17 protein-coding genes are annotated in these 19,036 nt (G+C 62.3%); 11 read left to right on the top strand and 6 right to left on the bottom strand.

Annotation, left to right across the window (positions count from 1 at the left end; all coding sequences use genetic code 11):
• Position 1 precedes the first annotated feature (1 nt).
• The 6 genes from JF616_09610 to JF616_09585 all read left to right on the top strand — a co-directional run bounded on the left by JF616_09610 (position 2) and on the right by JF616_09585 (position 7,226).
• Positions 2–259 carry a hypothetical protein gene (locus JF616_09610; GenBank protein ID MBW8887999.1) on the top strand — a complete coding sequence of 86 codons (258 nt, stop codon included), beginning with the start codon at positions 2–4 and terminating at the stop codon, positions 257–259.
• The gene (locus JF616_09605) at positions 256–1,365 is read left to right on the top strand and encodes an ABC transporter ATP-binding protein (GenBank protein ID MBW8887998.1); all 1,110 of its coding nucleotides are present in this window, start codon (positions 256–258) and stop codon (positions 1,363–1,365) included. The genes JF616_09610 and JF616_09605 overlap by 4 nt, the downstream gene beginning before the upstream one ends.
• Positions 1,347–2,357 (top strand): ABC transporter ATP-binding protein, encoded by a 1,011-nt coding sequence (locus JF616_09600; protein ID MBW8887997.1) that lies wholly within the window; start codon positions 1,347–1,349, stop codon positions 2,355–2,357. The genes JF616_09605 and JF616_09600 overlap by 19 nt, the downstream gene beginning before the upstream one ends.
• Before the next feature lie 21 nt (positions 2,358–2,378).
• Entirely contained in the window at positions 2,379–3,554 is a 1,176-nt protein-coding gene (locus tag JF616_09595) for a HupE/UreJ family protein (GenBank protein MBW8887996.1), read from the top strand.
• Between the two features lie 418 nt (positions 3,555–3,972).
• On the top strand, positions 3,973–5,457 hold the full coding sequence (locus JF616_09590) for a hypothetical protein (protein MBW8887995.1): 1,485 nt from the start codon (positions 3,973–3,975) through the stop codon (positions 5,455–5,457).
• 233 nt (positions 5,458–5,690) lie between these two features.
• Positions 5,691–7,226, top strand: a complete 1,536-nt coding sequence (locus JF616_09585; protein MBW8887994.1) for a hypothetical protein — start codon at positions 5,691–5,693, stop codon at positions 7,224–7,226.
• 13 nt (positions 7,227–7,239) lie between these two features.
• Here the strand turns inward: JF616_09585 and JF616_09580 are convergent, their stop codons facing one another.
• Together JF616_09580 and JF616_09575 are read right to left on the bottom strand one after the other, a co-directional pair.
• Positions 7,240–8,694 (bottom strand): hypothetical protein, encoded by a 1,455-nt coding sequence (locus JF616_09580; GenBank protein ID MBW8887993.1) that lies wholly within the window; start codon positions 8,692–8,694, stop codon positions 7,240–7,242.
• A gap of 71 nt (positions 8,695–8,765) precedes the next feature.
• On the bottom strand, positions 8,766–9,356 hold the full coding sequence (locus tag JF616_09575) for a penicillin-binding protein activator LpoB (GenBank protein ID MBW8887992.1): 591 nt from the start codon (positions 9,354–9,356) through the stop codon (positions 8,766–8,768).
• Positions 9,357–9,488: 132 nt separating this feature from the next.
• Between JF616_09575 and JF616_09570 the strand changes: the two genes are divergently transcribed.
• A complete protein-coding gene (locus JF616_09570; protein ID MBW8887991.1) occupies positions 9,489–10,049 on the top strand; it encodes a hypothetical protein in 561 nt (186 codons plus the stop codon).
• A gap of 71 nt (positions 10,050–10,120) precedes the next feature.
• On the opposite strand, the gene JF616_09565 is transcribed toward JF616_09570, so the two are convergent.
• A complete protein-coding gene (locus tag JF616_09565; protein ID MBW8887990.1) occupies positions 10,121–10,642 on the bottom strand; it encodes a hypothetical protein in 522 nt (173 codons plus the stop codon).
• A gap of 317 nt (positions 10,643–10,959) precedes the next feature.
• Here JF616_09565 and JF616_09560 point away from each other — a divergent pair, with 317 nt between their 5' ends.
• Complete coding sequence (locus tag JF616_09560; GenBank protein ID MBW8887989.1) at positions 10,960–12,012, top strand: hypothetical protein; 1,053 nt, start codon at positions 10,960–10,962, stop codon at positions 12,010–12,012.
• Between the two features lie 52 nt (positions 12,013–12,064).
• Here JF616_09560 and JF616_09555 read toward each other — a convergent pair whose 3' ends face one another.
• Positions 12,065–12,646: a hypothetical protein gene (locus JF616_09555; protein MBW8887988.1), complete on the bottom strand. Its 582-nt coding sequence runs from the start codon at positions 12,644–12,646 to the stop codon at positions 12,065–12,067.
• Positions 12,647–12,754: 108 nt separating this feature from the next.
• Here JF616_09555 and JF616_09550 point away from each other — a divergent pair, with 108 nt between their 5' ends.
• Together JF616_09550 and JF616_09545 are read left to right on the top strand one after the other, a co-directional pair.
• Positions 12,755–13,432, top strand: a complete 678-nt coding sequence (locus tag JF616_09550; GenBank protein ID MBW8887987.1) for a hypothetical protein — start codon at positions 12,755–12,757, stop codon at positions 13,430–13,432.
• 72 nt (positions 13,433–13,504) lie between these two features.
• Entirely contained in the window at positions 13,505–14,239 is a 735-nt protein-coding gene (locus JF616_09545; GenBank protein MBW8887986.1) for a type 1 glutamine amidotransferase, read from the top strand.
• A gap of 39 nt (positions 14,240–14,278) precedes the next feature.
• On the opposite strand, the gene JF616_09540 is transcribed toward JF616_09545, so the two are convergent.
• Positions 14,279–16,504: a sugar transferase gene (locus tag JF616_09540; protein ID MBW8887985.1), complete on the bottom strand. Its 2,226-nt coding sequence runs from the start codon at positions 16,502–16,504 to the stop codon at positions 14,279–14,281.
• Between the two features lie 377 nt (positions 16,505–16,881).
• Here JF616_09540 and JF616_09535 point away from each other — a divergent pair, with 377 nt between their 5' ends.
• A complete protein-coding gene (locus JF616_09535) occupies positions 16,882–18,267 on the top strand; it encodes a sigma-54-dependent Fis family transcriptional regulator (protein ID MBW8887984.1) in 1,386 nt (461 codons plus the stop codon).
• 3 nt (positions 18,268–18,270) lie between these two features.
• Here the strand turns inward: JF616_09535 and JF616_09530 are convergent, their stop codons facing one another.
• A complete protein-coding gene (locus JF616_09530; protein ID MBW8887983.1) occupies positions 18,271–19,020 on the bottom strand; it encodes a CPBP family intramembrane metalloprotease in 750 nt (249 codons plus the stop codon).
• Positions 19,021–19,036 lie beyond the last annotated feature (16 nt).

Here is a 19,036-nt window from a genome sequence, read left to right as displayed (position 1 = left end):
CATGCGCAAGGAACTCACCCTGCAACGCGCTTCCCTGGCCGCCATGGGGCTGGGCTTAGGGCTTATCGTGCAACCGTGGTCGCATGCGCTCTTCGCCGCCGGATTCCCCTTCACCTTGATCGCCTTGATCGGCTACAACGCGGCGGGGTGGCTTTCCGGCGACCGCGCCGCCAAGGAGCGCGAACTGGCCCGCATCGCGCAGGCGGCACAGGCCTCTATCGAAAAGGGCGGGCCTGCGGCCGACGGGGGCCCCGCGTGAGCGCGCATGCCCGCATTCGCCTGGAAGGAGTAGCCAAGAAATTCGGCGATGTGATCGCCGTCTATCCGCTCGATCTGGAAGTACCCAAGGGCGAGTTCCTGGTATTGTTGGGGCCGAGCGGCTGCGGCAAAACCACCACCCTACGCATGATGGCGGGGCTGGATTCGCCCACGCAAGGCAAGGTCTTCCTGAACGGGAGGGACGCGACCTCCTTAAGGCCGGGCGCCCGCGACGTCGCCTTCGTGTTCCAACTGTTTTCGCTGTATCCCCATCTGACCGTCCTCGACAACGTCGCCTTCACCTTGCGGGCCCAGGGATTGCCCGCGACCGAGGCCAAGCGCCAAGCCTTCGATATGCTCCGTCGTATGGGCGTGGAAGGCTTCGCGTCCCTCCATCCCGAACGGCTTTCCGGGTCCGATCAGCAGCGGGTGGGCCTGGCGCGGGCGCTGGTGCGGCGGCCGCAGGCCTTCCTGATGGACGAACCGCTGGGGACCTTGGACGGCGGCCTCAGGGCCGAGATGCGCGCGACCTTGCGGGCCATACACAACCAGAGCGGCGCGACCACGGTGTTCGTGACCCATGATCAGGAAGAAGCCATGGGCTTGGCCGACCGCATCTCCATCCTGCGCGAGGGCCGCGTGGTCCAAACGGGATCGCCGCGCGCCCTTTACGATCATCCGGCCGATCTTTACGTGGCCGATTTTCTGGGTTCGCCGGGCATGAACCTGATGCGCGCGCGGCGCGAGGGCGATTGGGCCGCGCCGGAAGGGATCGATCTGGCCCTGCGCCTTTCCGATGGCAGCGAGCCCGGTATGGCGGAAACGGGGGCGTTGTGGCTGGGCGTGCGTCCCGAGAACGTCGTGCTCACGGAATCCGGCGCGCCCTGCCAGGTGGAGCGGACCCAGCCCCTGGGCGCTTACAATCTGCTGACCCTGCGCGCCGGCGCTGGGTTCCTGAAGGCCTGGCTGCCCGCGGGCATCCGCTTCGGGGAAGGGGAAACCGTGCGGGTTTCCTTCCTGCCCGGCGGCTGCCGCTGGTTCGGCGGCCCCACGGGAGCGGCCCTACCCTGGCTTACCTTGGAGGCGGCATGCCCGGCTACGCGGTAGAAGGGCTCTCCGTCGACTTCGTCGGCAAGCCCGCATTGTCCGGGGTTTCCTTCCGGATCGAACCGGGCGAATTGCTGGTGGTGCTGGGGGGATCGGGCGCCGGCAAGACCACCTTGCTGCGCACCTTGGCGGGCCTTCAGAAACCTTCCGCGGGGCGCGTCTTCGAGATAGGCCCGCAAGGACCCTTGGATCTTTCCGGGCTACCGCCGCACCGGCGCGACATGGCCATGGTCTTCCAGAATTTTTCCCTGTACCCGCGCATGAGCGTGCGCGAGAACCTGGCCTTTCCCTTGCAGGCAAAAACCCTGGCTTTGCCGCGACAGGAGATCGAAGCCCGCGTAGCGCAGGCGGCGGCGATGCTGGCCCTTTCCGACAAGCTGGAACGCCGGCCGGGCCAGCTCTCGGGAGGCGAGCTACAGCGCGTGGCCCTGGGGCGGGCCCTGGTGCGGCGCCCCAAGCTCTTCTTGCTCGACGAACCCTTGGCCAGCTTGGACGCCAAGTTGCGCGAGCGCATGATCATGGAGATCCGACGCTTGCAGCGATCGCTGGGCTGCGCCATGATCTACGTGACCCATGAGCATTCCGAAGCCATGGGCCTCGCCGATCGCATCCTGGCGCTGGACCGGGGCCGGGCCCTGCAGATGGGCCCCCCGGAGGAAATCTACCGGCAGCCGGCGGGGACGCGCGTGGCGCGCATGCTGGGCAGGCCCGCCATCAACCTCTTTTCGCCCGACGAGGCCGCCGCTCTGGGGCTTCCGTTGCAAGGCGGCAAGCGCGTCGGCATTCGCCCGGAGAGCTGGAGGATCTCGGCCGACCCGGCCGGTCCCGCTACCGCCTCCGTGGTCGAGCATCTTGGGCCCCATCTGGCCTTGGTCCTGGAGTTGCAGGGATTGATCCTGCGCGCTACCGCTCCGGCTTCCTTGCGGGCCAAGGCCGGGGACCGCTTCCGTCTTGGCATAGAGCCTGGCAGCCTGCTGTACTTCGACAAGTAGCGAGTTACTAATTTGACCCGCATGCGTTACCTAGCCAGTTTACTGATCGCCGTTTGCCTGGGCGCGCTGCCGGCGTCGGCCCATCCCAACGGCGCGTCCCTGATCGATATCACGCTCAAGGGCGATAGCGCTGAGGCGGGCATCCAGGTGAAGCCGGACGATATCTTGTCGGTCACCCAAGCCGGCAACTATTGGGGCGCCACCCCGGCGAAATTGCAGGAGATCGGCGATAAGCTCGCCTACTACTTGGAAGCCCGCTTTGATTTCAAGGTCGACGGGCATGCCGCGCCCGTGGGGTTGTTTGAGTTCCGCAAGAGGTCGGGATATTCCACCCGCTACATGGATAGCGCCGACTACATGGATACTACGGTCGCCTTCCGCTTGCGCTATCCCATTCCCCCCGGAGCGAAAAAGCTGGATATCGACAGCAAGCTGTTCGCCGAGTTCGAGATCCAGCCCTTATGCCATTTGCGCATCTTCTACCAGGGAACGGAAATCCGGCGCAAGTTCCTCGGACTGGATGATCGCTTCTCCATGTCCCTCGAAAAGGATTCCCTGGAAGCCATGCTGGCGGCGGCCCGACAGCCTGCTCCCGCCCCTGGCCAAGCGGCTCCGCCCCAAGCCCAACCCCAGGAATCGGTGGTGGGCCGCTTCCTATGGCTGGGGTTCACGCATATCCTTCCCGAAGGCTTGGACCATATCCTATTCGTGCTGGGGCTCTTCTTCTTCGCCACCTACTTCCGTCCCCTATTCGTTCAGATCACCGCATTCACCATCGCGCATTCCATCACCCTGGGGCTTTCCTTGTTCGGGGTCTTTTCCCTCTCCTCCCGCATCGTGGAGCCGCTTATCGCCTTGTCGATCGCGGTGGTGGCCATCGAAAACATCTTCTACCGCAAACTGCGCCCTTCCCGCTTCCTCATCGTTTTCGGCTTCGGGCTCATCCACGGCCTCGGCTTCGCGGGGGTGCTCAAGAGCCTGGGCCTGCCCGCGAACCAGTTCCTCAAGGTGCTGGTCAGCTTCAACCTGGGGGTAGAAGGCGGTCAGCTCGCCGTGGTCGCCATGGCGGCGGCCCTCACGGGCTGGATGTGGAAGAAACCCTGGTACTTCAAGCGCGTGGTGGTGCCGGTTAGCGCCTTGATCGCCGCCGTCGGCCTCTTTTGGTTCGTGCAGCGTATCGTCCGCCCCGGTTTCTGATTCTTCTACCGTCGCTCTCCATCGGGGAGCGGCATTTCCCGCCGCCCTCCTCCCTTCGCTCCCAGGCGAGGGTATGATCTCGACAGGATGCGTGGAAATGCCCTCAAATCGGGGGCCATTTAGAGGGGGGGAGGAGAACCAATGGCTGATTGCTCGGAAGGCGAAAAATCCTCTCTTGGAAATTCTCCTAAATCGCCGATTTACAAGCGCTTCCGGTTAGAGGAGAATAAAATCCTAGGCCGCTTCTCCGCCATTTTTTCCTCAAGAAACTTCCAGATTTTCCGTCCGATATTGATTAAATCTAGGCCAAGGGTTACATGTCTACCGCGCCAGGCGTTCGCGTCGTGGCATTAGGGGGTCGTTTATCATGGTTAAGTCCGGATTATTGAAAAAATCATTGCTGATCTTGGGGATGCCGATGTTGGCATCGGCGGCTTTCAAGTATTGGAATCCCACCCTGAACAACCCCCCTCCCAAGACGCTGACGGAGTTGGGGATCTACCAGAACATCACGGCCATGCCTATCCGGGCCAAGATATTGGACACCAACCTTTTCCATTTCGAAGTCAACAGCGCGCTATGGAGCGATGACGCGCATAAGTCCCGTTGGGTCATGCTTAAGAACCGCAATCGGGCCAATAACGGCGGCTCCATCAAGTACGAAGAGCAAAACGATTATTGGGCCTATCCCGACAGCGCCGTATTCATCAAGCAATTCGCCATCGATACCAACGGCCTGGACACCAACAGCCGCGTACTGTGGGAAACCCGCGTCCTGTTGAACATCAAGGACACCATCGACAAAAGCGTTTCCGACCACTGGTACGGCTACAGCTACGTGTGGCGCAAGAACCAGCTCGATGCCGATCTCGTGGACACGGCCCACGGGTTGGACACCGCCATCCGCGTATGGCCCAATGGCACCGGGGTCGGCAAGACCTCGATCATGAAGAAGTGGCACTTCCCGACCATCTACCAATGCCAGACCTGCCATCGTTCGGGTATGACCGATTCCACCCACGGCCGCGCCGTGCTTGGCTTTTTCGCCGCGCAGTTGAACCGCCCCCACCCGGATGTCGCCGGCATCAATCAGCTCGAATATTTCTTCCAGAAGAAAATCCTCGCCGGGACCAAGTCGAATTGGGACGCGGCGACCACGCCCCATTGGCGCGGCATCGAGGACAGCACCGCCAGCGTGGACTTGCGCGCCCGTTCCTACATCGGCGCCAACTGCTCGGGCTGCCATGGCCGCCGCGGCATCGCCACTTCCGCCACCCAGGGCGTAGAGCTGAACTACGACTTCTTCCAAATGCAAGTCCAGATGGAGTTCCGCGACCGCGTAACCGGTTGGGGTTGGAACCTGGATACCCTCCAGCCGCTCTTTTATAAGAAGACCGATGCGGCGAACATCACTCATGGGGATTCGGTGCCGATCTTGCCCGCTCTGGTCGTGCCGGGATATCCGAACAAGTCCGTCCTGATTTTCCGCCAGAAGTCTCGGAATACCTTGCCCGATACCAGCTCCGATGGCTACAACGTCATCCACGAGCAGATGCCTCCCTTGGCCACTTTCGAGGTCAATGTCCCGGCTGTCACGCTTCTGGAGCGGTGGGTGACGGAAATGGTGCCCCTCCCTGTAGACGGGACCGGCAACGTCGGAATAGTACACGGCGCATCCGTCCGCTCCCAGTTGAAGAGCCCGGTCATCCGCGGCGGCTTGGTGATTCTCCCGGCGGACTTCGCCGCGACCTCCAAGCTTTCGGTTAAGCTTACGGGGATCAACGGTCGCACCTTCGATTTGAAGGCGGTCAGCCGCAATGTCTTCGCCTTGCCGTCGGGCCTGCCCAAGGGCGTCTACATCATCCGCGTGGGCGAGCAGAACTTCACCCGCTACCTGTTCTAAGAACAGGGACTTTCAGATTGTCAAAGGCCCCGCGGCATGGCGGGGCCTTTTTTATTGGTAAGACCAGGTTTTCGGGTTTCCTTTCGTTCGCCCGGTCGTTGAAGGCCCATTTCGTCCTCCCCGGGAAAACGAAAGTTTTTTCCGGTCGCCCCATCGAATCGGCTTCCGTACATAAATTGAAGCCAGGCATCCGCGCAGCGCCCCGTCTCAAACCCAAGGCCAAGGAGCCCGATATGCCGGTTCGTGAATCCAATCCGCGCTCCTTCCTAATCGTGCTGGCGATGTTGGCGGCTTTCTCCGCCCTCATCGCCCGCGCCGCGGTCCCGGCGGCCCCAGCGCCTTCGGGCTTCCGGTACTGGGACACGAGGGATACGGCCGCCATCCCCAAAACCTTATCCGCCTTGGGGCTGTATGCGGTTACGCCGGGCAAAAATGCCGCGCTCATCCCCCAGGCCCTTCGTTATGAAGTCAATGTCCCGCAATGGAGCGATGGCGCCAGGAAACGCCACTGGGTGATCCTCAAAACCGGCCGCCACATCGCCTTCACCGAGAAGGACGATTATTGGGGCTATCCCGACAGCGCCGTATTCGTGGAGGAATTATCCATTGATACCATCCCCGGGGATTCCAGCAGCCGCGTGCTCTGGGAAACCCGGGTGCTCTTCAACAAAATCGATTCCCTCGATCCGAACTCCATAGGTGGTTGGCATGGCGTAAGCTACAAATGGCGCAAGAACCAGCAAGACGCCGATCGCGTCGATTTGATCCACGGCAAGGATGACAGCATACCCGTTTGGCCCAATGGAACTGGGTCCGGGAAGTCGCGCGCCATCAAGAAGTGGCATTTCCCGACCATCTACCAATGCTGGGTCTGCCATCGGACCAATACGGCCGATACGGTCCATGAGCGGAGCGTCCTGGGGTTTTTCACGGCCCAACTCAATCGGCCCGCCCCGGACAGCGCCGGCTTGAACCAATTAGATTGGTTTTTTTCCAAAGGGATACTCGCGGGTAGCAAGCCGGCCGCCTGGAACGATTCCCCGCATTGGAGGGGCATCGAGGATAGCGGCGCCAGCGTAGACCTGCGGGCGCGCTCTTACATCGCCGCCAACTGCTCGGGTTGCCATGGGCGCCGTGGTATTAGCGCAGGCGCCGCCATGGGCGTGATGGATAATTTTGATTTCCACGATATGCAGGCTGCCATGGAATTCCGTAACCGCGCAACTGGTTGGGGCTTTGGCCTGGATACCGTTCCCCCGCTCTACTATAAGCCGAACGATGCGGCCAACGTCACCCACGGGGATTCGGAGCCCATAGTGCCCGCCCTGATCGTTCCAGGCTATCCGGAAAAATCGGTTTTAATATTTCGGGAGAAATCGCGCAACACCACTCCGGGCGATTACGATTTGATTTATATGCAAATGCCCCCCTTGGCCACCTTCGAGGTCAATAATCCCGCCGTAGCCTTGCTGGAGAGGTGGGTGAGGGAGATGGGAGGTTCTACCACGGCCGTGGGCCGGTCAAAGCGCTTGTCCGCCGGGGAATCCATCCGCTTGCGAGGGCGGTTCCTGACCCTCGTTCCGGATGACGGCGGAAGCGGCCTCGACGGTTACAGGGGTAACCGGGAAGTGACCCTGGTTTCCCTAGACGGGCGCCAGGTGGCCTTGCGCCGCTTATCGGCGGGGAAATATGAAGTGCCTGCCGGCCTGCCCAAGGGTCTCTACTACATCCGGGCCGGGGCGCGCTCGGTCTTGCGCGCCTTGTTCTGAACGACGGCCTCGGCTATTTCAGGGAAGCGAAGAAGAGGAATTTCTTCTCGCCCGGCTTCACCTCGACATTGTCGAATAGATGCGTGGCGAGGGGATTGCCGTTGGCGTCATGGGCCTGGATGGTGAGGGAGTGGACGCCGGGTTTGACGGGGATGCGGGCCACCTGGATAGTGCGAGGGAGCAGGAACCAGGTGCGGGTATCGGCCTGTTCCAATTGATCGGCCAACACATCGGTCCCGACATTGAAGAGCAGGTTGAGAAGGGGGTTGCTCCCGGAGATGGCGTCCTTGGTCTCCTGCGCCGCGATGGTGCGCAACACGACACGAATCACGGTGCGCGTAAGCATGGCGGCGTGATTCTCTTCCAGATAGCTCTCCATCAGGGGACGCAGGTCCGTGAGAGGTTCGGTCTTGATCGGGGCCGGGGCGGCTTCGCCGGCCACGGAGAAGAAACTCGTCCCCGATTTGACATCCTTCACCCCCGGCAGGGCGAACTTGACGTGGAAGGTGGTGCCGGAACGGTTGCGCCGTCCGCGCGCCACCTTCGCCAATTCGGAGGCGGGAAGGCCGGGGGCAGGCAGGGCTTGGGTAACCTCGTTGCCTTTAGCGTCATGGTAGTGGAGAACCAGCAGGCCGTCCCGGGCGTACGTGCCCCAGTAGACGCTCTGATCCAGGGCCGGGGCGCGGCCGGCTTCCCCTACCACGACGATTTCCGATCCGCCTACGTCGGCCGGGGCGATGGAGCCGCCCGCCTGCGGAGGAGGCGTGCCCTCCAGTTTCAGTTCCTGGATGTCGTTTTCGCGATCCTGGGCCTTCAGGAAGGCATAGGCCCCGCGGGCGACCGAGGTGGGCAGGGTAACGGGCCCGTTACGGTAGGCCTTGACGGATTGGTACATGGAGATGGCGGCGTCGTCCTTCTGGCCCGCGGCCTGGTAGGCCAGGGCCGATAGGTACCGGAACATGCCGTCGTCTACGTAGCCTTTGCCCGTAGGGCCCGCTTTGCGCTTGAGTTCGTCCAGGTAGAGCTGGGTCTGGCGGGCTTCCACCAAGGCATCGTCGAATTTCCCCAGCGCCAGGTAATCGAAGGCCAGGAACTGATGCAAGAGCACGATTTCGTGGGGCTTTCCCCGGTAAGGCCGGGAGTTGTCGTTGGTGACCAGGGCGAAGGCCTCGTTGCTTACGCTCTTGGCGAAGAGATCTTCCTGCACGGCCACGGCCTTGGAAAGTTCCGCGATGCTGGAATCGTATTGGCCGGCGTAATGGTAGAGCACCCCCAGATCCATGTGATAGAGGAGGGCGTTGTTGCTTCCGTACAGGCTTTTGTTCTTAACCACTTCCGCGGCGGCCTTGGCGTACTCGTCGCGGCCGGCGGCGTCGGCGATCTTCTGGAAGCGGAGCAGGCTTTTGTCGGCGCAGCCTTGGAAAAGGAGGGCCGCCAGCATGAGGGCGGCGGCGAGAGGATTGGCCAAACGGAAGGCGGGACGATCCGCACCAGCGCGCGGCGAAGACCCCGTCCCATTCCGGGCCCTGTCGGCCAGTCTCAGAACTTGGTCTCGCTGCGCTCGACGAACTTCTTGATCTTCTTGTCGCCGATCCAAAGCTTCTTATGGCTTTCGATTTCCACCAGCTCCAGGTTCACCTGGTAGAAGACCACGGCCTTTCCGCCTTCCTGGTCCACGATGGAATTGAGTTCGCCGATCATCATGAGCTGGGCCCCGCTTTCCTCGCCCGCCGATTGCCGGGTCTGCACCGAGGCGTTGGAGGCCTGGTCGGACTTCTCGTCGCGGATCTGCCCGCGTTCGGTCTTGTTGGCCACGAAGTCCACCTTGCCCGAGTTGATCAAGGCGCGCTGCATGTCGTTGATGAAAGTCTCGGTGCTGATATGCTCGTGGCTCTTGTTGCGGATCTCGCCCACCACCACGGTCGGGGTGGTCTTGTTGGCTGCGAACTTGTTGTACCAGGATCCGTTCAGGCAGTCCTTCACCATCTCTTCGGCCGTGAGGCGGGAATCGGTATCGTTCCACTTGCCGGTGAGATCGATGGTGGAATCGTGGGAAACGCGGGTGACCTTGGTGGCGCAACCCGTCGTGAGCAGGGCCGCGGCCAAGACGGATTTGAGCATGCGGGACATGTAGCCTCCTGATTTACGCGCCATATAGTTTACTTAAATGGCCGCGGGCCGGCAAAATTATACTTTCATCCGACGGCCGTCTTGCGGAGGCCGCGACGCCCGCGCCCCCGGCGGCATTCCGAGGAGTAAAAAATGAATCGCCATCTCGCCATCTTATTAGGGGTCACCCTGGCCGTCGATTTCGCCGTCTCCGCCGAAGCGACGCACGATAAGGTCGAGCGCAAAACGGTCACCTTGATCAACGCGACCGGCACCGCCGACGGCAGCTCCGAGATCAGCCGCGAAGCCGTGAAAGAGTGCATCGTCGCCCTGCCCTCAGCCGAGGCTATCGAACCCGAGGTCACCTCGGACTCGCGCTACCTCAAGGAGATCAACGGCGATCCCAACAAGAACGATTGGGCCAAGACCTACACCGCCCATCTGGTCATCAATTACCAGGTCTATAAAAAGGATCTGCTGATCGTAGCCACCAAATCGGTGGAAGGCAAGGAGCCCACCATGCGGGAAGTGGAGAAGCGGTTGCCCGAATCCAAGGAGTTCGTTTCCAATCCCTCCGACGGGGATACCTACGCGGGCCGTTCCAACCGGCAGTATTACTATACCAAGCCCGAGGCGGCCGCCAAGGATGTCAAGGAGCGGGCGGGAGTGTGGCTGAAGCAGCAGAAGCCGTTGCTCTGCGCCGACATGAAGTAGCGTACCAGGCGATCTGCGATACCATCCTTATTCGGTAAGCGGCTTCGCCCCCGCGAAGCCGCACGGAACGTTTACGCCTTCTTGCGCGTGAGGTTGAACGTCTTCACGTCCTTCTTGGCGCCCTTGTCGAACATCGTCCAATCCGCGACCAGGTGGTCCTTATCGGGCATCGAGAGCGCCAGGGCATGCATGTGCATCTCGGCAGGGCTACCGATGGTCCCGTCCACGAGGGAGAACTCCATCTTGTTCCCTTCGGTCTTGTCCAGCTTCATGGAGGGATGGTTTCCCAACGCGCAATAATGGGTCAGCCGGATCTTGCCGCCCTCGTCGTAATAGACGGTGGTCATCTCCATGGGGGTGCCGGGCATGATCTTCTCTTCCACCGCGCTTCCGCCTCCGGTCACGGCGTAGGTGACGACGGTCGGCTGGTCCTTGACCTTTTCCGTCATGCCTTCCCAGGTTCCGGCCAGGGACTTCAAACGTTCGAGCTCGGCCGAACCCTTGGGCGGAGCCATGTGTTCGTGATTCATGTCCCCGGCGCGCAGCGAGGCGGCCAGGCAAAGGATGGCGAAAGTGGCTATGGAATGCTTCATCAGGTATCCCTCCGTTTCGAAATAGGTAGCGACAATAGGTAGCAGGACCGGGCGGGAACCACAAGTGGGGCTTCCTCAAACGTGGATGCGGGTGGAAGGGAAGAACGGGATGGCGGGACTAGGGTAGTGACCGGATTAACCTGAAAACGCCGGTCAGGGGGATTTATTAACCGAAAACCAGGCTCGATCGCCTATGCTCCTGTTGTGGCATTAGGAAGTCGGGGGTAATTTAGGGGCTGTTGGGTGGGGCCTGAGAACTTTAACCGCTGATGGCTGGCCGGTAGCTGGCGAAGCCGAATACAGAACGGAAATACGTTATGAAATCGCGATGGATTTTTATTTGTTCGGCTTTCGCGGCCTCTTTACTGATCGGGAAAATTTCCGCCGCCCCGGATCCGAACTACCACATCTTCCTGCTTTTCGGGCAATCGAACATGACGGGGGGCGGGGCCACCAGCCCGGTCGTCGCCAAGGAATGCGATACCACTTCGCGGGTGAAGGTCATGGCCTATATGAATTGCTCCGGCAAAAGCCCGGAATGCCAATTTCCCTTAGGCCGGACGACGGACAAATGGTACACGGCTTTTCCGCCTTTGCATGATTGCAGCGAAGGCATTTGCCCGGGGGATTTTTTCGCCAAGACCCTGTTGGATTCGGTCCGCTCCGACATCACCATCGGGCTCATCCCTTGCGCCTTGGCCGGGGTCGCCTTGAACGTTTTCCTCCCGGACGGGCCCAATGCGGGCATCGGGCCTCCCAACGGGAAGAACGCTTATGCCTGGATGATCGCGCGTTGCAAACTGGCCCAGCAGGTCGGCGTGATCAAGGGCATCCTTCTGCATCAAGGCGAAAGCGGTTCCGGTTCCAGCGTGGCATGGGATGCGATGGCGATGACGGTTTTCGATAACATCAAAAAGGACCTGAGCCTCGATGCCGCAACCCCCGTGATCGTCGGTGAATTGCGCTCGGACAACACTAATCCTCCGCCGAACAATACCGCCTTCAACAAGATGGTGGACGGGTTCCCGGCCAAATACCAACACAGCGCCTACGTTTCGTCCTCCGGTTTGGTGGGGAACGGCCGCGACACCTGGCATTTCACCCCGGCCGGGTTCCAGGAGTTCGGGACCCGTTACGCGAAGGCGTATCTTTCGCTCGCCAACAATGCTTGGGAGCCACGCCAAGGCACCACTTCCATCGACAGAAGCAAATTGCTGATGCAACCGGCCTCCGCGGGCGCGAATTTTTCGGACGGGGAATTGAAAATCATTTCGTTGGACGGACGGGTCCTGGACGTCATTAAGTCGAAGAACGGGAAATCGTTGGGAGAGGTCAAAAAGGATATTCAGCTGAATATCGATGCGCCTTAAATCCTGACTTCCGCTTCGAGGCCATTCCGGGGGCGCGAGAGCGCCCGTCGGATCAGTATTTCAGCTTCTTTACCTTGGTGGTGCGCAACGGCGAGGAGAATAGGAATCCCACGTCGATGCCCACGCCCTGGTCCATGGCCTTATTGGCGACCACGTGGTAAGGTACGCGGATCCGCAATTGCATCTCGTCCATGACGTCCAGGATCAAGCCGGCGTGCACGGTGCCGGATGCGCCGATGTTATCCCCGAATGGGCCGGCCTTGTCGAAGTAACGGATGCCGCCCCCGATCCCGACGAATGGCTTGATGGCTCCGGTCAGCATCAGGTAGTCCAAGGTCAAGTCCCCGCCCCAATTCTGCCCCGGCAGCAGCCAATCGAGATCCAAGCCGGCGGCCACGTGGTCGGTGAACTGGATCGATTGGATGACGGAGAGCTTCAGGAAGGCGGCGCTGCGATCGGAAAGCTCATTGTTGATGGACGATAGGACCCCCGCGCCCAGCCCCAGGCTGTAGGGCGCGATGGAGGCTTGGACCGTGTCCGGTTTTTCCTTGAGGTTGAGATCCTCGGCGCGCGCGGAGGTCGCCGCGGCGGCAGCTCCAAGCAAGGCGGCCAAGGCAAGCGTACGGATAGCCATGGAAACTCCTTTTAGGGCGGATTACCCCCCAAAAATACATTCCCCGGGCCTGGTCGCCCGCAGATCGGCGGGAAAAGGGAATAGCTACATTAAGCCAGGGTATCCTCCATGGCTTTCGGATCCGCCATCTTGCTCTTCATCGTCTTGGCAGCGGCCACCTTCCATCCGTCCGCTAGGGTGTTCTACGCCCGCAACCCGGCTTTTTCGGGAATGCTCCTCACTTTGTGCGCGTGTTTCCTGGGAGTATACGGGGCCCTCGAGTTCTCGCGCTCCGAGGAGCGCCAGGACCGCATGGCCCGCGCGGCCACCTTGATGGATATGGCCAAGGACGCGCTGACCGCGGACGGCGCGCAGGTTCATTTGTCCCAGTTCAAGTTCGATAGCCTTTTCGATGCCGACATCGCGGGCGCCCATGCCGGCGCAGACGGGAAAACCGTTCAGGATAGCGGGACGGAGGCCCGGTCCGGCGGCATGAAACCGGTGTCGGCCAGCCCCCAGGAATTGGGGGAGTTGCTCAACAACGGCGCGGTACTGGAGCAGATCAGCCCGCAAAGCCTGAAGGCGCTCCTTTCCAGCCAAGCGGTAATGCAGCGGGAATTGCGCGATCTCGCGGCCCGCCGGGGCCGGGATCGTCGCTATCATCTGAACGGCTACCTGCGCGAATTGGTTTTCGCCCAAGGCGTACTGGCCGCCGAATCCGAGTTCCAGCGCGGTCATATAGGTAGGGACGATCTCGAAGAGATTTTGCGGGACTGGTCCCTCAAGAAAGCCGCGCGGCCGATTTGATTTGATCCGGACGACCGGAGTCCGGTCGTCCGGCCGCCCTGTCCTTTCCCGCCCCGTAACTTGGAGGTTACCATGCCCGCCCCCCGCCCGTTAAGCGTTCAGGTTTTCCAGCACGTCCCTTTCGAAGGCCTCGGAAGCATGGAGCCGTGGTTCGCCGGGCGCGGCCATAGGCTTGCCCACGTGCGCCTCTTCGCGGGAGAGATCCCCGCCGGCCCGGATGCCGATTGGATCATCGTGATGGGCGGCCACATGGGCGTCCACGACGAGGCCGAGTTCCCCTGGCTGAAGGCGGAGAAAGCCGCCCTACGCGCGGGACTGGATCGCGGCGCCGCGGTGCTGGGCATCTGCCTGGGGGCGCAGCTCATGGCCCACGTGCTCGGCGCCGAAGTGAAGCCCAATGCGTCCAAGGAAATCGGCTGGTTCCCGGTCGGCCTGTCCGAGGCGGCCAAGACGACTTGGTTGGGCCGCGTTTTCCCGGAGCGGTTCACGCCCTTCCATTGGCATGGGGATACCTTCGGCATTCCCGCCGGCGCCGTGCCTCTCGGGTCCTCTTCCGCCTGCGCCAACCAGGGTTTTCTCTGGGGCGAGCGCGCCTTGGGGCTGCAATTCCATCCCGAAGTGACGGCGGCTTCGCAGGCGGCCCTGATGCGGGAGTGCGGAAGCGAGCTATCCATCGCGGGGACGGAACGCGGGCGTTACGTGCAGGACGCGGATGCGTTGCGGGCGGGGCTGGCGGGGGCGCCGGACCTCAACCGGATGATGGAGAAGGTTTGCCTGCGCCTGGAATCGTCGGCGGCCTGCACTTGAGCCGCCGGCCGTAGCCGAGCGGCCATTCCGTTAGGGTCTCTATACCTCTTGCGGCACCGTCTCCAGGTCCTCTAACAGACGCGCTTCCCCCGGGGTTTCGCTCGAAAATCCTTTCGGGTTTTCGATCCCTCTCGGGGTTTCGCGGTTGGGATTCTGGCTCCCGTTCCCGCTGGCTTGCGCCTCTTCCATACGGCGGACGGGGGTCCAATCGACCGTCGGGCCGATCTGGAGTGGCCAGGTGACCTTGGACAACGGGGCCGCCTGGGCCGTCGTCATCGCTTCGGCGAGGACCTCGGGGCGATGGGCGAAAGGCGCCGAGATCCGGTGGCCGGAATCGGGCGATTGCTCGGGGACGGTGACCGGGTTACGGCGCAGCATGGCCTGCAAACGCGGCAACTTGAGCGTCTCCGACACCGGGCCGAAGGCGAAGCGCTGCAGCAGCCGGTTCAGCTTCCATTCCGTGGTGTCGAGATTGACGTAATGCTGGAAGCTCTCCATCATCCCCAGATTGCGCCGGGTCTGTTCCGCGTCGAGCTCCCAGGGATGCAGATAAACCATGGCGGGCAGGCCGCGCAGGTTCTGTTGGGCGATGAAGCGTTCGGTCACCTGGGAAGGATAGAGGCGCAGGTACCCGCCGCCGGCGACGGCCATGCGCCGGCCCGCCACTTGCATGGTGGACATGGGCAATTCGACCAGCGAACGGCCGCCGGCCAGCTTCAGGGTATGCGGATGGCGATTGGGCCAATCGCCTATCCCGTAGCGCTTGCGGGTGATGGGGAAGATGCTGGAATCGTATTGCATGCCGTGGCGGGCCAGGATTTCCAGCGCCCACAGGGTGGAGGAAACCACGCTGAAGTTGGAGGCGCGATGGCCTCGGATGCGTTGCGAGGCGTTCCGCGAGATCGCTTCCAGGGAGCGGAGCAAATCGTCCTCGAATTCGGCAGGGGTCATCTCCGTGATCAGATCATGATGGTAACCGTGGGTGCCTATCTCATGCCCCTCGCGATCGATCATGCGCACCACCTCCGGATGCCGATCGGCCACCCAGCCCAGCACGAAGAAGGTGGCCTTGACCTCGTGGGCGCGCAGCAGGTCGAGCAGCCTCTCCATGTTCCGTTCGATGCCGGAGGGGAGGGTATGCCAGGCGCACTTGGGCGCGACCGCCCGCATATTATAGGCATGGAACCAGCACTCGACGTCCACCGTGAGGAAGTTGCGGACGCCTTGATACGCATGCTGCACGTTGAGCACGGAATCCATGCGCATCTCCCGCAAGATCTTGCGGGCCGCCGGCGGGGCGTTGCGCAGCTCAAGCCGGCCGCCATAATGCTTCACCTTATGGGCCAATCCCACCAGGAATCCCACGTCCTCGAGATCGAAGTGCGGCTTGGCATGCACGATGACCTCGGGCGCGGGGCGACCTTCGAACTCCAGGGCATCGAAGCGGGCGGCGAGTTCGGCGGGGTTGGAGCCGGCCAAAACCACCGGCCGGGCTTCCCTGCCGAAGGTGATGGCGACGCGGGTCCGGGCCGGGACCGGGGATTGCGCGCGGCCCTGGAAGGGCAATTGCTTGGCGCGTTTGAGCACGGCCAGCTCGCGGGTCTCGCCTTCGAATTGGGGCTTCTGCAACAGATAGGTAATTGTGTACCACACGATCCAGGCCTCCATCTTGATCCAAGAGGCGAGGCTGCAAAAGGAAGCGCGATAGGACATGTCGAAATGGGTCTTGCGCACCACGCTTTCGAGGGAATCATCGTAACCGAGCAGGACTTGCGACAGGCCGGTAAGCCCGGGGCGGATGTGCCGGGTGCGATCGGAGTAATGGGGCAGGTTGGCGGTGTATTGCCGCGTGAAGTGCGGGCGTTCCGGGCGGGGGCCTATCAGGCTCATCTCCCCGCGGATCACGTTCAGGAACTGCGGGATTTCGTCGATGTGGAGCGCGCGCAGCCATTTGCCGACCCGGGTCACGCGCGGATCGAGCCCCTTTTTCGCCAATTGCGGTCCCGCCGCTTCCGCGTCGAGGCGCATGGTCCGGTACTTCCAGATCTTGAACGGTTTCCCGCCGATGTTGGACTGCCGGCGCTCGATCCCGCCGGGGGGAATTCCCGCCGGGCCCCGCGAGCGGCGGTTCATGCCCACGCGTTCCTGGCTATATAGTACAGGTCCCTTCGACTCCAGTTTGATGAGCAGGGCTAGGATGGGATGGACCAGGGCCATGATCAACATGCCAGCCGATCCGGCCAGGAAATCAATCAGACGTTTCATGCAGATAACGGTCCAGGCAGGTTTCATCGGAATAACTCCAGGCTTGTAAAACCGGTAAGCGTGTAGGGATAAATAAAATTCTCGACGCCCCCTCCACGAGGACGGACTTCTCCGTAAAGCGGAAAGAAAGCGGGTATAACGGGGACCGGATCCGGGAACAACCTGATCTTGCGGCAGTCGGGAAATTTATCTTAACCGATGAGGACGCCATGCGGAATTCATCCTTCGCCGAAGCCGATAAGCCCGGATCCCATTAGATCCAAGCGGCCAAGCGAGGGTGAGTTCCGCATATCGCCCTCCTAACCATGGGCCGCACGCGGCCCGGTTCCCGGGGCTTCCGCCCCAACGGAAGCGCCGGGGATGTGGAGGAGAGCACAATGCATGATACCTTGGCCATGACTAGACTCATCCTCGTGGAAGACGATGCCGGCTTGCGCGATCAGCTCAAGTGGGCGCTACGCGAGCATTTCGAGATACTGGAAGCCGATTCCCTCGCGACGGCCAAAGAACTGGCCGCCGAGGGGGGATCGCCCATCGTTTGCCTCGACTTGGGATTGGAGGGCCGCGCGGATCGCGGCCTGGAGGTGATTGACGCGATCTTGTCGGCCGACCGGGCCGCCAAGGTCATCGTGATCATAGGGGAGGAGGACGATGCCCTGGCCCGCGAGGCCATCCGGAGGGGAGCCTTCGATTTCCTCGCCAAGCCTGTGGACATCGGCAAGCTGGAAGCGGCGCTGGACCGGGCCATCCGCATGCGTTCCCTGGAAAGCGTGCCCGACGAGCAGCCTTCCTGGACGCCGGTGACGGCCGAAAAACCGATGTTGGGCGAAAGCGAGCCCATGCGGAATTTGTTCGCGACCCTGCATCGCCTGGCCCAGACCGACGTGAACGTCCTGCTTACCGGCGAAAGCGGCACGGGCAAAGAGCTCTGCGCTCGCGCCATCCACGAGGGCGGCCAACGCGCCCGCCACCCCTTCGTTCCCATCCATTGCGGGGCCATCCCGGAAACGCTGCTGGAATCGGAGCTTTTCGGGTACGTGAAGGGATCGTTTTCCGGCGCGGACGAGGACAAGGCCGGTCTCATCGAAACCGCGCACCGCGGCACCTTGTTCTTCGACGAGATCGGCGACATGCCGCCCGCCTTGCAGGTGAAACTGCTGCGTTTCCTACAGGACAAGCGCCTGCAACGCATCGGCGAAAGCAAATCGCGGGTATTGGACGTGCGCGTCATCGCCGCCACCAACCGGCCCATTTTGACCGGCAATGACGGGGCCCTGCGCAGCGATCTCTATTACCGGCTGAGCGAGTTCGAGGTGCGCGTGCCGCCCCTGCGGGAGCGCGGGCGCGACGTGCTCATCCTGGCCGAAGCGATCCTGGAGCAGAACCGGGCCCGTTTCGGGCGGCCGCGCCTGCGGCTGTCCTCGCGCGCGGAGAAAGCCTTACTGGCCCATGGGTGGCCCGGTAACGTGCGCGAACTCCAGAATCGGCTCAACCGCGCCTCCATCGTGGCCGAAGGGAACGTGATCGAGGACGCCGATCTGGAATTGGACGGTTCCGGCGACGCCACCCAAAGCTATCGGGAGGCCCGCCGCCAATTCGAGAAGAACCTGTTGCTCAACGCCCTGCAGCGCGCCAACGGCAACGTGTCCCTGGCGGCGCGTACCGTAGGCGTTACCCGTCCTACCTTCTACGACATGATGCGCAAGACCGGTATCTGGGTGCGCACCGAGGCGAAGGTGAACGGAGGCGAGGCCGAAGGCTAGGCCTTAATACCAAAGGAATCGCATCCCGGGCGCTAGCGACACCAGGATCGCGATCCCGAGGTTGGCCAATCCGTGCACCGCCACGCAGGCCCGGAAGGATCTTGTTTGGCGATATAAAACGGTGGTGAGGGCGAAGTACGCGAAAGCGGCCGGCCAAGCCGCCAGCCCGTGCCCCAGCGTGAACACCAGCGCGCAGCCCCATGCGGCCCGGCCTTGCGCCGGGGGCCGGGACAAGGGCCCGGGGTGCTCGTCCATACGCAGAGCCAGGCGGGCCAGGAATCCACCGGGCCGGGAAGGCATCCCCGCCAAGAGTTCGCCTAAGAAAGCGCGGCAGAAAAGCTCTTCGAAGAACGGCACCAAGAGGACCGAGTTCAGGCCCCTGAAGGCGGCGTAAAGAGGGCCCGGATCGGTCGCGGCGGCCGAATCCAATTGGGAACGGAACAGGGGCAAAGGCAAGGCGAGGGTAAGGCGGTAAAGAATCGCCCAAAGGGCCAAGGCGCAGAGGGCCGTCCCCAAAGCCGCCAAGGCCGGGCGTACGGTGAGCGGCGGGCCCAGGCGATAAGCCCGGCGGTAGGCCAACATGAGGCTTCCGACCACGGCGAAACGCAGGGCTTCGGCGGCGGCGGGCGGCAGGAAACGGTGGGGCAGCGAAGCCAGGGCCACGTAGGCCAGATAGGGAAGCAGGAAAGCGGGCAGGGATTGGGCGAAAGAGCGGTCACGGGGCAAAAGGCCGAAGTCGGGGGTAACCTCCATGTTTCCGTGTCGGACG

The organism is Fibrobacterota bacterium, from assembly GCA_019509785.1.
Lineage (GTDB): Bacteria > Fibrobacterota > Fibrobacteria > UBA11236 > UBA11236 > Chersky-265.
Note: the sequence above shows the minus strand (reverse complement) of the source record. Positions and strands in the feature narration are given on the sequence as shown.

What these genes read in the sequence shown, in the direction of transcription:
- JF616_09610 (MBW8887999.1), top strand. Translation starts at nt 2, where the DNA reads ATGCGCAAGGAACTCACCCTGCAACGCGCTTCCCTGGCCGCCATGGGG.
- JF616_09600 (MBW8887997.1), top strand. Translation starts at nt 1,347, where the DNA reads ATGCCCGGCTACGCGGTAGAAGGGCTCTCCGTCGACTTCGTCGGCAAG.
- JF616_09595 (MBW8887996.1), top strand. Translation starts at nt 2,379, where the DNA reads ATGCGTTACCTAGCCAGTTTACTGATCGCCGTTTGCCTGGGCGCGCTG.
- JF616_09590 (MBW8887995.1), top strand. Translation starts at nt 3,973, where the DNA reads ATGTTGGCATCGGCGGCTTTCAAGTATTGGAATCCCACCCTGAACAAC.
- JF616_09585 (MBW8887994.1), top strand. Translation starts at nt 5,691, where the DNA reads ATGCCGGTTCGTGAATCCAATCCGCGCTCCTTCCTAATCGTGCTGGCG.
- JF616_09575 (MBW8887992.1), bottom strand. Translation starts at nt 9,356, where the DNA reads ATGTCCCGCATGCTCAAATCCGTCTTGGCCGCGGCCCTGCTCACGACG.
- JF616_09570 (MBW8887991.1), top strand. Translation starts at nt 9,489, where the DNA reads ATGAATCGCCATCTCGCCATCTTATTAGGGGTCACCCTGGCCGTCGAT.
- JF616_09565 (MBW8887990.1), bottom strand. Translation starts at nt 10,642, where the DNA reads ATGAAGCATTCCATAGCCACTTTCGCCATCCTTTGCCTGGCCGCCTCG.
- JF616_09560 (MBW8887989.1), top strand. Translation starts at nt 10,960, where the DNA reads ATGAAATCGCGATGGATTTTTATTTGTTCGGCTTTCGCGGCCTCTTTA.
- JF616_09555 (MBW8887988.1), bottom strand. Translation starts at nt 12,646, where the DNA reads ATGGCTATCCGTACGCTTGCCTTGGCCGCCTTGCTTGGAGCTGCCGCC.
- JF616_09550 (MBW8887987.1), top strand. Translation starts at nt 12,755, where the DNA reads ATGGCTTTCGGATCCGCCATCTTGCTCTTCATCGTCTTGGCAGCGGCC.
- JF616_09545 (MBW8887986.1), top strand. Translation starts at nt 13,505, where the DNA reads ATGCCCGCCCCCCGCCCGTTAAGCGTTCAGGTTTTCCAGCACGTCCCT.
- JF616_09540 (MBW8887985.1), bottom strand. Translation starts at nt 16,504, where the DNA reads ATGAAACGTCTGATTGATTTCCTGGCCGGATCGGCTGGCATGTTGATC.
- JF616_09535 (MBW8887984.1), top strand. Translation starts at nt 16,882, where the DNA reads ATGCATGATACCTTGGCCATGACTAGACTCATCCTCGTGGAAGACGAT.
- JF616_09530 (MBW8887983.1), bottom strand. Translation starts at nt 19,020, where the DNA reads ATGGAGGTTACCCCCGACTTCGGCCTTTTGCCCCGTGACCGCTCTTTC.